The 12,673-nt window shown below is 39.1% G+C and carries 13 protein-coding genes and 1 pseudogene; 1 reads left to right on the forward strand and 13 read right to left on the reverse strand.

Annotated elements, in window-relative coordinates; all coding sequences use genetic code 11:
* Nucleotides 1-375: 375 nt before the first annotated feature.
* From BTR25_RS07915 to BTR25_RS07935, 5 genes and pseudogenes are all read right to left on the reverse strand, one after another.
* The gene (locus tag BTR25_RS07915) at nt 376-1,950 is read right to left on the reverse strand and encodes a SagB family peptide dehydrogenase (RefSeq protein WP_075687522.1); all 1,575 of its coding nucleotides are present in this window, start codon (nt 1,948-1,950) and stop codon (nt 376-378) included.
* A 23-nt stretch (nt 1,951-1,973) separates the two neighbouring features.
* Nucleotides 1,974-3,908, reverse strand: a complete 1,935-nt coding sequence (locus BTR25_RS07920) for a TOMM precursor leader peptide-binding protein (RefSeq protein WP_483295242.1) — start codon at nt 3,906-3,908, stop codon at nt 1,974-1,976.
* Between the two features lie 8 nt (nt 3,909-3,916).
* Entirely contained in the window at nt 3,917-5,836 is a 1,920-nt protein-coding gene (locus BTR25_RS07925; protein WP_075687524.1) for a putative thiazole-containing bacteriocin maturation protein, read from the reverse strand.
* Between the two features lie 168 nt (nt 5,837-6,004).
* Nucleotides 6,005-6,352 carry a heterocycloanthracin/sonorensin family bacteriocin gene (locus tag BTR25_RS07930; RefSeq protein ID WP_075687525.1) on the reverse strand — a complete coding sequence of 116 codons (348 nt, stop codon included), beginning with the start codon at nt 6,350-6,352 and terminating at the stop codon, nt 6,005-6,007.
* Between the two features lie 289 nt (nt 6,353-6,641).
* A pseudogene (locus BTR25_RS07935) lies at nt 6,642-6,776 on the reverse strand (hydroxyethylthiazole kinase); the annotation flags it as partial.
* A 29-nt stretch (nt 6,777-6,805) separates the two neighbouring features.
* Here BTR25_RS07935 and BTR25_RS28620 point away from each other — a divergent pair.
* Nucleotides 6,806-7,054, forward strand: coding sequence for a flavin reductase family protein (locus tag BTR25_RS28620; RefSeq protein ID WP_368482975.1), 249 nt, complete (start codon nt 6,806-6,808; stop codon nt 7,052-7,054).
* A 430-nt stretch (nt 7,055-7,484) separates the two neighbouring features.
* Here BTR25_RS28620 and BTR25_RS07945 read toward each other — a convergent pair whose 3' ends face one another.
* The 8 genes from BTR25_RS07945 to BTR25_RS07980 form a co-directional block, all read right to left on the reverse strand.
* On the reverse strand, nt 7,485-7,874 hold the full coding sequence (locus tag BTR25_RS07945; RefSeq protein WP_139311198.1) for a hypothetical protein: 390 nt from the start codon (nt 7,872-7,874) through the stop codon (nt 7,485-7,487).
* Nucleotides 7,865-8,041 (reverse strand): hypothetical protein, encoded by a 177-nt coding sequence (locus BTR25_RS27485; RefSeq protein ID WP_175596728.1) that lies wholly within the window; start codon nt 8,039-8,041, stop codon nt 7,865-7,867. The genes BTR25_RS07945 and BTR25_RS27485 overlap by 10 nt, the downstream gene beginning before the upstream one ends.
* A 225-nt stretch (nt 8,042-8,266) precedes the next feature.
* Nucleotides 8,267-8,968 carry a BRCT domain-containing protein gene (locus BTR25_RS07955; protein ID WP_075687528.1) on the reverse strand — a complete coding sequence of 234 codons (702 nt, stop codon included), beginning with the start codon at nt 8,966-8,968 and terminating at the stop codon, nt 8,267-8,269.
* A gap of 85 nt (nt 8,969-9,053) precedes the next feature.
* Complete coding sequence (locus BTR25_RS07960; protein WP_075687529.1) at nt 9,054-9,911, reverse strand: hypothetical protein; 858 nt, start codon at nt 9,909-9,911, stop codon at nt 9,054-9,056.
* The gene (locus tag BTR25_RS07965) at nt 9,911-10,681 is read right to left on the reverse strand and encodes a hypothetical protein (protein ID WP_075687530.1); all 771 of its coding nucleotides are present in this window, start codon (nt 10,679-10,681) and stop codon (nt 9,911-9,913) included. Before BTR25_RS07965 ends, BTR25_RS07960 begins: the two co-directional genes overlap by 1 nt.
* Before the next feature lie 239 nt (nt 10,682-10,920).
* The gene (locus BTR25_RS07970) at nt 10,921-11,118 is read right to left on the reverse strand and encodes a hypothetical protein (RefSeq protein WP_075687531.1); all 198 of its coding nucleotides are present in this window, start codon (nt 11,116-11,118) and stop codon (nt 10,921-10,923) included.
* 75 nt (nt 11,119-11,193) lie between these two features.
* Nucleotides 11,194-11,610, reverse strand: coding sequence for a hypothetical protein (locus BTR25_RS07975; protein ID WP_075687532.1), 417 nt, complete (start codon nt 11,608-11,610; stop codon nt 11,194-11,196).
* Nucleotides 11,611-11,868: 258 nt separating this feature from the next.
* Entirely contained in the window at nt 11,869-12,363 is a 495-nt protein-coding gene (locus BTR25_RS07980; protein WP_075687533.1) for a hypothetical protein, read from the reverse strand.
* Nucleotides 12,364-12,673: the final 310 nt, after the last annotated feature.

Below are 12,673 nucleotides of genomic sequence, written 5' to 3' on the forward strand. Positions count from 1 at the left end.
TCTTTTACTACCTGTCCCTTTAGTGCAATTAGATATATCGTCCTAAATATGGATATATTTTCTATATTTCTATTTTTATTATATTTGAAAAGTAATATTTTTTAAATTCCTTTTTTCTGCTAATCTGCTCCATTCGCTTATTAAGCACGTATTTTATCTACCCTTTTTCCTCAGCATATACATAATGGTTATTATTGAAAATAAAAGAGTTTTTAATTGTTTGTTCTCAAAGTAAACAAAAAAATCCCTATCTTTCCTGAAGATGGGGATTGTTTATTGATATATTTATAGTTAACTTAGGGACATTGGGATCCCCCGTTGCATTAAATCTTTAGTTCACTGGGGGACTAATATCTATATAATTACCCTTGCCTATTAACTACACAAATCTCCTTTTAACCAAGGGCGAGACCGATAGGGACCAATCGGAATTTGGATTAAGCTGGTTTTTCCTTGTGAGTCCATCTTGTAAATTTTATCACACAGGTTGGAGTCATATCCGAGGAGCGGGTGCCCTCCCATTCCACTGCCTGCTGCCAATAAGAGTAATCGTTGCACGAGCATACCTGCCTCCATTTGTTGAATGCGATATCCTCTGTAACCGAGAGTATTTTTATAATAATTCTTTACTCCTGTGACATGTATGCAAAGCGGTACTTGAAGCAGATTCACATTATATAATGACATACCATTTTGCAGCAGGAGTCGATGGTCTCCGAGTTGGACCAGATGTAATGCATGAGCAGTGCTGTCATATTGATACGCACCATTAGGAATTCCTTCAACATTATAAAGACAGATATTTAGTGAGACACGCGGCTCGTGCTTCTGATAAGTTGCCTCCAAATCATTTCGATACAAAAAGGAATCCGTCGCCTCGTGTAGAAGATTTGCCAATTGAAGTTGACTTACCTTACCCAAAATGAAATCCATATCTGGAGAAAATCGTTTTCGACAAACAGAGGCAAGATCATATAACAACCTTTCCGCATGAGGGAGAGCTACCGCTTGATCCTCACAATTCCCATCCTGCCTAGCCTCGATCAACGAAAACGATGTTGTAGAATCCAACATGGACGCCTCATTTAACTTGCTTATCAATGGATACTCTTTAACCCTCTTTGATCGAAGGTAATGATTGGGCTCAATCGATGGCAATTCTCGGCACAACTCAGCAGCAGAAATTATTCTTTCCTTTTCACTCCCGTTGGCTGACCAAATGGTAGCTTCCACCGATAGCGGGATGACTGCATACACGCTCTCCTCTCGTTCAGACAATCCAAGCAAATGATTCATGGCCCGATCAAGAAATTGGAAGTATACCCCCGATTCAAAGCCGAACCGTTTCGAAACTTCCAACAATTGGCCCATCAATACACCTGCATCCAATCCCTGCAGACGGTATGAAAAGTTATTATATTTGAAAAAATTTTTCCAAAACATCGTCGATACAAAAACGGTGCCAAAACATGATGAAACGTCACAGCGATTTCCAAGTGCCTTAGCAATATAAGAATCATGATTTCCTTCTCGCAGCAGTACTAAGCGGTGGTGTGCCACATCATAATGGTACACACCAATTGGTAGGTCCTCGATTTTCAAATATACGTATAATTCGTTTGGATACAGTGCTCCACCCGAAGGGGCAAACCTCCTGTACGATTGCATGACGTCTGAATGGTCTGTAGAATCCAAGCTGAAGACAGATTGGCTAAATTGAGTAAGACCGTAAACATACCAAAGAAAATGTCCGATTGTACGCAGGTCAGGCATGAAGGGTTGCTTCAGTCCTTCAAGTGTCAGTGGTATTTCTAGAGATAATGGGACCACAGGCAATCCGCGGTATAGTTTATAGGGAAGTGGTTTATCTTCCCAATCTACTTCCCAATTGGGTATGCTTGCCTTTTCTATATCAAAATGTAAATTGTGCAGAAACTGATCAAGAATCATACTCTATCCTCCTAGTGATGCGCTTATGGAAACGGATGCGGATGTGGATTGAGCTGTTCTGCTGTCAGCGGATCATTTGAATATCCAAGTTCCATAGGTACCCTGAACACCCTCTCCAGCCCTGTTACGCGAGTAAGGTGATGTCCAAATGTCATCGGCAGCATCCCCGGTATTAGCACTTTTACACAATACAGTCCGTTTCGGATCGTTTCCGGTGTAGTCTGGTCAACCACAATCACATCGAGATTTAATCGGCGAAACACTTGAAGAATATCCAGAAGATCATCAGTAAGATCTAAATGTTTTGACTTCCATTTGAATGCCTTGTCAAACGATTGCAAGGGACGATGATCGTCCAGCAAAAACTTCAGGCGCTCTTCTGCTTGCGGTAAACCGTACAGCATTCCATGATCATCCATTTGTTGCACCAAGGAAGAATCTTGCAACATCCCTACATACTCCTCCTGGTTCGTCTCTAATTTCTCATCCAATGACAGCATCATACCAGCTAACTCGTGAACCGCCGTTTTCACTGCCCGTACTGGGTCCAAATGAGATCCGGCCGCACAGATAAGATTCATCCCTTTTTCCTTTCTGTTTTTCGCTATGGCCAAAATACTTGGAATACCGTGCTCCATCGTAGAGTTATACAAATATAGATCATATTCCGCAACCGCACGCATCCGTTCAATCATTAACTGAAGCTCTTGGTCTTCAATGGAGGCTGTGTCCAGACGCGGGAGGGACATCTGCGCATACCAAGTCATCAGGAACGAATCACGCTCCACCACTTCCAAAATACCATAGAAAATGGCCTCTTCTAGACTTCCGCCTAACGCGCATCCGTTGGAAGTTTCATAGACAAATCCCCTTGACCCGCAGCCCAAACTGTAATAGGCAAGCAGCTCTGGAACCAAAATCGGACGCTCCTGCAAAAACGAATATCCCCATACCCAATCAACCTGCCGATCTGGATCAAATTCTGTAAATGGAAAACCAGGTCTCTCATACTGTTCTTTTGCGTGTACACCAACCTCGATTGGATGGAGTGCTTGATTTTTCAAATGGTTATAACTATCATGGACAACTGTCTTTTTGCCACGGGGCTCAAGTCCACAGTACCTCTCCAACCCTTCCAAAATCGCCGTTAACTCACTTACCGCGAATGAGTTAGTCCGGCCTGCTGTTCCTTCATCCCCCTCGAACAAAGGCAAATTGACACTTACATCAGCAAATGTGTGCACAAGGTTAACCATTTTATCGTTTAAAAGGCCTGTTCTTTGATCGAGATAATCTTTTGTAAGAACATTATTCAGGTCATCTAATGAACGGCACCGATAGCTGTCGCTGGTAACCTTCGGACTTTGCTGCAGTGAAATTCGAGCCATGGCTGGTGAATCGTCAGGTAACTGACCACAAACCTGACACAAGGGGACGGGCAGAAACCTATGCCAGGAACTCTTCAATGTTTTCAGATTGATGAGACAAACCTTTCTTTCAGAATAAGCATCATTACCATTCATAATTCTTTGTACCTCAGCCCCGATTAAGTAGGCCATCTGTAATATTCCCGAGCGCGATGCCCAAGCTTCCTGCCGCAATCCTCCGGATAACTCCAACCTCTTTTGGATCTCCCACAATTCTGTACGGTCGCGTGCTGTTATAGTACGCCGCATTTCAGCACATTGAGTACAACCTGTTGTACCTGGCTGAACAAAAGGACCGACAACCCCTTCTCCAAACGTAACAAAGCCTCGCAGCCAAGGAGTGTTGGTTTGGCGAAACATCTCTTCTGCTTTTTGATGAACAATGGGGTTCCAGGCATCATCTAAAACCAATGCCAAATCAATCCTTTCCGGTACAAATGCCCCGAAATCGATTTGACGAAATACCAAGTATTGTGATGACAGTTCTTCACACACATGGTCTGCCAGTAGCCCTTCTCCTACAACCAACATGGCAGCACTCACCTTAACCCCTCCTTTTGAACCAAAACCCCAAATGCCCCCGCCAATGCCTCTTTCAAAAAAGGTTCAAGTCCTAGTTCAAACACCAAGAGCTGATGCCCATTCCGTTCCAAGATTTCCATAGCAGTTAGCAAGTTCTCGGTTTGTATCCTCTCTTCACAAGCAGGAATTTCAATGGTTAGCGGCACTTTTTCATCCAGAATCATGGACGAAACCTCCAAGGATCGTGCCATATCACAATCTTCTTCATTTTGGACATTGATAATTGCCTGTTGTAGCGCATTTCGTAATGCCATTGTTATATTCAAATCGACACTTCCATACCATCCGTCATTTGTACCAATCCATACAACCGGGAATCCAGAAACTTCCTCTCCAATCCCTATAGTTGGTGCCCCTCGTAACGTCGTCAGTGCCTGCAAATAAAAACGACAACGTTCATCTTCTACCATACTTAACTGCACCGGAAAGACTGAATACTCCTGTTTAAGACTTTGTATGATTAACTCCTCATCCAAACATTTTTGCAATCCTCGGCCAACGCTTTCCGCGAATGATTCACCTGCTCCAACCTCCACTTCTGGAGGTAGATCGAGCAAACTGACTACTTGTGATACATACGCTTCAATTCCGGACAAACCCGCTTCCCTTCTTGCCTCCTCATGTGTCAGACCTGAACAGACAATAACACCCAACAATTCAGCTGGGCCCTCTGCCAATGGGTTGACTGTCTGAACTCGGCACTGCGCTAAAGGCAGCTGCTTTAAATCCCCCTCCTCCCAACTATGGAAAATTCCGGTTACCTTCGAAGTCAACTGGTTGAAGGCAAGGAGTAATTTACCCGGCTCTCCTATGCCCGTTCCTTGTGCTAGTTTCATATCTATATCTTCAACCAATCTAGCTGATGTTTGTCCTTTCACCAGTGGATATGGCAGGAAAGAATGCCAGTTTCCTTCTAACGTTTCCAAATCTAGTAGAAAGAATTGATTCTTCTGTTCCTTTTCGGACACACCCGTAATATCTTTAAACAACTCAAATACGATTACATTCGCCAACATGGCTCCGGGTGTAGCAGAAGAAGTTGAAAATTTCTGGTCTTTGAAGAGAGCTTCTTTGTGAATACGGCGCCACGCAGACTCCCAGTCCGCACCTGAGTCTGGATGCACGAATGGTCCTGCTAAACCCGCCTGCTCTAAAATGATAGAGGAGAGAAACACTTTCTTCTCTTCTCTACTAACCCTATGAAGAAGCCGGAGTTCCTCTACATCACCCTTTTCTGACACATATAAAATATAATCAAACGGTTTCAATATTTCCTCCCAGGAACTTTCCCCCTGCTTGTTTAGTGTGACCTCCTCTATTTCCACATCAGCGTCTGTTTTACGGGCATGTGCCACGAGTTCCATTAGCCGCTGTCTATTGGTCTGAACCCTGTCAGTGATCAGCATTTGGAATTTAGGCAATCCGGAATCAAGTAACGACGCAACCAACGAAACAAAAAAAGGACCAGATCCTACTGCTAACACTTTCGCTTGACGATAGTTCTGAAAACGGTACCCACTAGAATCAAGCAAATTATCCACAAATTCTATTTGTGAAGCATACTTTTTTAGATCCTGTTCCTTCAATTGATGCGGACGGTCTTGGCTCACATCTCGAACAAACCCATTTTGGTAGAGTGCTTCTGCTATTTCAAACACTCTATCTCGGTATGCTACCGGCAAACCGTTTGTCAGATACTCCAAGGTGTACTCGCCATTAAACATTGGTATCAGCTTTTCAACCCATTGATCGATCATACTGCCTTCCATACGGAACGAGCTTTCATTGTTCCGAAAATACACACCTCTGTTTGGTTCCGGGAGAAAAAACGTGTCCCTTTTCACTTTTAAACGCATAGAAGGGTTCATATTCGTCATTTCGCTCCTCCTTAGCCGAAGCTTTTTTCATTTATATTTTTCATCACTATAATCCTATGTATCGCAATTTGTCCCATATGTTATTCTGTAAAAAAGAGCCCCAACAAAGTGTAGGGGCTCTTCTCCTCTTTAATTCTATGTGAAGTTTTGGTTAAAAATCTATAGTTGTCAACCGCCGCAACGATGGCCACCGCCACCGCAATTGTGTCCTCCGCAGCGATGTCCACCACCACCGCAATTTTGTCCTCCGCAGCGATGTCCGCCGCAATTGTGGAAGCAGTTGTGGAAGCAATTGTGGAAGCAGTTAAAACAGCTAAAGCAACTAAAACAGCTAAAGCAACTAAAACATCGCCAAATACCACCTATACCGCCAATACCATCAATACCACCAATACCACCTATACCGCCAAATCGAGTAGGATCAGTGTAGTACATGCTTGGGTCAAAAGGAACTGCCTCGGTCGCTTGGAAATCCCCAAGACTTAACCCCTGGAGTTGACTTTGGAAATCATACATTTTTATTACCTCCTTATATATTTAAATAGGGCTGCAGCTACTTGAAATGGGCAAAGAAAAAACTTGTTAAAGGTAAATACACTGCATTACCGTCCCCAACAAAATATGTGCCATAGGTGGGTATTGCTACTGATATAAAAGCCTATTTTTATAGTTTCAAAAAACCATCAAGGATGAGAAAAGAATGTTCATGATAAATGGTAATTGAGGCAACAGCTATGGGGTCCCTATAATTCTAAATATAGTGTCCGCCATCATTGTTGGACATTTGTCCACCAGCGGTGCCCGATACGCGGGCACGAGAAATTCGGACCATATCCGCTACTTCATCAAGTGCATAGGTCATGACGGGTGACGCCCCAAGGGATAGAAGCCCGTTTGCCGTAAAATTGCTAACCACCACCGCCAATATATGGAGTAGCAATCGGACACGAGCGGTATACCTATCCTTTAATCAAGGMGGCTGGTAAATTTGCTATCAATTTCCTTCCATTTGAAAAATCAAGTTTTATTCAACAAGCTGGGGTTTTTTCAGGAGCAAATGTAAATAAGTTCGAACTAGGTCAAATGGGGTTTGATCAAGGAATAGCTACAAAGGCACCTATCTTACAGGATGAGTACATTTCTTATGAATGTGAAGTGATGGATGTGAATACATATGGAGATCATGATTTGTTTGTAGGTACAATTTTATCGAGATAGTGAAAAATTCAAAGAAGACGGACTACCTGATTTTAATAAAATTTCAATCCCGCAATATATAGGGCGCTCCATCTATACTACCGTGGATAATAGCTCTTTCATTTCTCATTGAGAGAATATTGATTAAGAAAAGTGCACACCGACTATTTATCCAAATTTGTTACGACTCTTTCAACGATTCGAGCCTCTTCTGCCTTTACTACTTGGGGTCACATCAGAACCGTCCCCACGCATACTTTAAAATAAAAAAAGACCTCTAAAACAGCAGGATCTTATTATAGCCTTATATAAGCAAATATTTTACCAAAATCATTTAGTTGCAGTATTTTAAACTCATTTTTTAAATAAAAGTCATTTAGATAAGGGATATCGTCGTATTCAACACTTACAATACGTAATCCTGCTAAATGATAGATTAGCACACAGTTTTCTAACGCGCAAAATGTAATACGATATCCCCTGAAACTCTCCCTTTATACTGATCTGATCGTCCTAACTGGGCAATAAGTATCGTATTAAATACGGTTGCATTTTTATTTCCAGTAAGTTTTCTTCTGGATTCATTGGAGACTTCTTTTGTTAAGTCAAATGATTTTATCAGTAGAGTGAAATACCCAATTATTTCATTACTATTATTATTATTTTCATCAATAATTAAACTTGTTCGAGTAAGTGCTCTTTTTTCATTTGGAATTGCGTTTTTATGCAAAAAGGACTCCACATCTTTATTATTTAGGCAGTAGAAAGAAGAAAGGTAATGGAAAACGTCTACTTCATTATTACTAGCTTCAAATAAACTAGATAAATTGATTACTTGCATTTTCTAGAATTCAAAATTCTTGCTGCATTAGCAATTCTGTCGGATTTATTTAGTTTTACGTCATTAAATACGTTTGAGTCACTAATTGTAGTTCTTGGTGCAGAAATTATTTTTTTTGATTCTGATTCGTTTAAAGTGTAGCGATTAAAAATTGTTTCTGTAGCCATTTCATTTTCCTCCTTTTCACACATATAACTAACCGCCTTTACTAAAAGTTAGTAGCTAGTATATGCAATTTCTCCTTCTATTATAACATCGAGATAAATTGAGAAGCTAACTGTAACCATACTTTTCTTGCAAATATAACTAATAGACCGGACATGGATGTTTGCAAACATTTCCTTTTTTATACAGCCAATATTTTATTATTCAGTCTAGTGTGCATTAACGAATTACTTAAGCAATTCAATAAACTCCTCTTCCTTCAATATTTTAATAGCTTTCCCCTTATTAATCAGTTCATACGCTTTACTTTCCTTTGTACTTAAGCCACTTTCCCCCACTAAGGTCTTATCTTGAGTACCCACGATTAGGTAATCCGTCTTGCTGCTTACACCACTCTTAATCATTCCTCCGGAGTTCACCACCTGCTGCATAGCTTCCTTTCGCTCCAGGGTACTCAATTCACCCGTAAATACAATATTTTTTTGAAAAAAAGGATGATTTGTACTAATCGTCTCAACCGTTACAGCTATATCCGAAATGGTAACCTTATTACTCTTAAATTTATTCTTTCTAAATTCAGTTTGTGGTTTTAACTCCTCAAAACGTCGAACAGGTATCCTTTGTCCAAATGAGTTCACATATGTTTGAAGTGCTCTCCTATTCTTCGCTTTCATACAGGCAATGACTAGCTCAGCACATGCTCTAGCATCTGACATAGCATGATGATGATTAGCTAGTTCCATATTAAAATAGGCTAACCGCTCCTTAAGAGAATTTCCTATGCCAGTTCCTCTACAAACTCTTGAACTTAATGGAATACTGCAGATGTAATTAAAATCCGGATGGTGTAATGCGTACTCTGTTAAACAAGAATGCAGTACACTCATATCAAACTGAGCATTATGTGCAAAATGGATGGTGCCTGGCACTTTTATTCGTGCCTTGCAGTATTTGTTCTCCATTTGTTTACGTAAAAAATTTGACAGGTACTTTCATTTTCCTTTTAATCCCACCTTATAGATCACTACTTAGAATGTTAAGAGTTTCTTCCAAATTCCGAAGGTTTCTTTTTAAATTGTTATAGGACCGCCATTTGTCCCCGAAAGAAGAAATGGTTTCCTTGAATCTTCGGTAATCCAATACTTTTCTTTCATCAAGTACCATTTCAATTTCAAATCTCACTTGTTCCAAGGATTTTAATAACAACTTCGGTACTGGACCTACATTCTCTTTTTCAACTAGTCTATGAAAGTCATCTATTTCCTCAATAAAATGCTTTAAGTGATAATGTTTTACTGACTCATCTAGATTCATAACTACTTTGAGGACCAGATCTAATACAAATTTATTAATGATGGCTGATAATTGTAATATGTATTTATTGATATCCTCTACCGTTTCACTGACATTAATGGTTTGCCCACTGCTGCTCGTAACATTTGATAGTGTTTGATGTGAAACAACCAGCACATGGTACGTATGAGATTCCCGTGCCTTTTTCGCATTAAAGAGAGCATCACCGATTTGGAGTAATTTTTTATCATATAAACTAGAATCTTGGTCAGTGACCCTGCCTAGATATTCTACAAATCTCTCTCTTAGATTAGGCTCGAGCCTCCCGCGTAAAAAATGACAAAGCTTTGCATGTGACTCAGCAATACCACTAACTGTACTTTTATTGCTTTCATCTTCCGATAAATAGAGTTGCAGCATGGTACCTGCTAAAATATAATGGGAGTAATAGCCTGCGGTAACAGACCAGCAATGTGTATTATTTTTATATAAATGTTCTGATACGGTCCAGTCATACCATCCTGCCGTTAAATAGGAAAATAGCATTTCAGACCACTCTGCTTCTTTCCAGAAATTCATCAGACCTTCACCTCTGGCTGAGTGTGAAAATAGTTGTTATACTTGGTTCTCATCCATTCGTTCATCTGGTCATGATCCATTTCATGAACCAGTCTCCGCGTGCTTTTGTATTTCCCTCCAAAAATAGCTTTTTTTAGTGCTGATAGTCTTTCTGCTTCATTGAGAAAGTAATCTGCGATCTGGAATGTATCTTCAAGAATCAGATCCAGATTCCACTGCTTTTGTCTCTTATCTGCAATAAAATGAATGTCTAGATTTTCAACATCTTTAAAAACCCATTCATAATTTAATTTCAAGGTATCTTTCATCTCATCAAATAAAATACCAAACCAAATCGCATTTTGTTTTCCACAAAGAGTAATGAATGGTCTTCCTTGCCCATGGCCATCGCAGCTCATAACCGTCACGATTCCTGCTGCACTTAACGCTTTCACCAATAATGCCACGCCTGTTTCAAGGATAAACGTATTCACTTTAGGGCCATGATCTCTAGTAATAAAATATCTCCAGCTCCTCCAACCATTTCCTCCACCCGACTCTTGCTGAACGCTATACCAAATAAGTTGATCCAAATCTGTTTTATTCAAATTACCATCTAGTAAGTATATTTTTCTGCCATCCACTTTGACAGCAATATTTACAGTCTTAAACATCTCTATTAATTCGGGTAGTTCAGCTTCATGATTTCCCCTACTAAAATAAATATGATCATCCATTTGGGAAATTAAAAACCCTCTTAGTTTTAAAGCATGAGCTAATTGATCTAGCAAACTACTCAACTCCTATTCAAATAAAATCATCTTAATTAAGTAAATTCAACAAAACAGCTGTTATTCCTTTTATTTTGGCTCTGTTAAACAGGTTTTTGGACTTTAGCTCAATGCATTTTACTTGTCTTTGGTGGTCCGGGATCATACTAGTGATCACTGTAAAAAAAGTGTCTGTGAATAAATACTTCACTGACACTTTTGCACCTAGAGATTTCATCCAATTCAGCTAAAAAATAAATCTATTGTTCTTTTTGGGTTAACTCAAAGTCTCTTTCAAGAATTTTAAGGACTAAATGATATGCGTCTTTTTGTCCGCTTAAATACTTTTTATCTGTAAGATCCCGTGAGTTATTATATTTTTCATTCGATTGGTCAAGTAGAATATGGACCAAACCCCGAAAATCTTCAATTTTTGATTTTTGATAAGTTTTTGCCATAACTAATTCTCCTATCATTTAGATCTTTTGAATTGTTTGGGAAAATTCTTATAGAAACATAAGGAAGAGACCTTATTATAGATAATTCTTTGTGATAGATTGCCATATTTTTAGACCACGATTATATTCCATTGTTACCATTGTGGGTGCTAAGACCACACTGTAACCTACAATTTCATTTATATGTGATGATGGAACAGGATGATTTAACCTTTCAAATCGATTTAGATGCATGTAATATTCTTCGTCTACATGTAAACCATCTTCATTACAATAGTTTGCTATCTCAACAACTCCCGTTGCCATCCCTCTTGCGATAATCCCTGATCCATTACTATAAAGAAAAACTAAATCGTTTGGTTGTATTTGATGTAACCGCTCTTTCCATGGAGAGAAATAGGCTGCACACTTTTCATTTTCCAGCATGTCTCTTTCAGTTTCTCCACCTGGTCGATTGGATAGATTAGTATTTATTATGTATGCTTTTCTCATTTCTTCACTCTCCTATCATTCATTAATTTAATTTTACCTAAATTTCCCTTAACTGTTAACAATTAATGCAAGATCATTTGGAATTCCTAAAAAGTCCCCCATATGTTCTGGTTAATTTACTGTATTTAATGATGACTCCTAAAACACTATCAAGCGAAAGAATAACGGCCTTTGAAAAAATGAATACCAAAAAATCCCCGTTTCCACTAGTGGAACTCGGGGATTTCTACATATAGTTTTTAACTTCACTATTTACTTTTAATCTTTAAGATTAGCATATGGTCTTTTTCCGTATAATTTATCGAAATTGCAAATTAATAATTTTTGTATTTCCCTTGGATCATCATAAGGAAGTTGTTTCCAACAAAGAATTAGTTCATTACTGTTTTTTAATTGCCAAATCAGTCTTCCACCATAATGACCAACATTTTTCCCTTGGCCAAATTTTATAAGTTGTTTTATACGAGATTTCAGTGTGGCTGATTTGTCGACTCCACCTGATTTTCCTATATACACAACTTTTGTATTATTAACCCAATTCTGTTTTAGCGTTTCTATTGATACATTTGGGTCTTTCCCTTTAAAGAATCCTCCTGTACCCTTCGTAAGAAATTCAGGTGTTGGATTGTTATAAAGAACCATGTAAACCCCCTTTGTTTCAGGAATAATCGATTGATCTAAGGTCATTTTGTATACAGGAATAAATCCTTCAAAACCATATTTTCTAATCGAACTGAGGGTATTAAAATCCATTCTATCCCACCCCATTATCTTTTCTCCGTAAAAGAACAGGACTCCGTTATATTCCTCTAGTAAGATATTATTATATTGAGTAAATTATTCTTTATAAGATGGTATTTCTTGGTCTAGAATTGCGATAACTAAACTGATAATACAGACTGCTTAGATTTCTCTATGCTTACCATTCTTAAAAGTATGTTCATTTCAGTTAATTGCTGAATTTTATCAAAGACCCAAAACCCCTAGCATTTTGGCTAGGGGTTTCTTGCCTTCCTCTCAAAATGAAAATGAAGACGTAATTCATGATTTCCATTGTTCATTT

It is taken from the genome of Bacillus sp. MRMR6 (genome assembly GCF_001940785.1).
Lineage (GTDB): Bacteria > Bacillota > Bacilli > Bacillales > Cytobacillaceae > Neobacillus.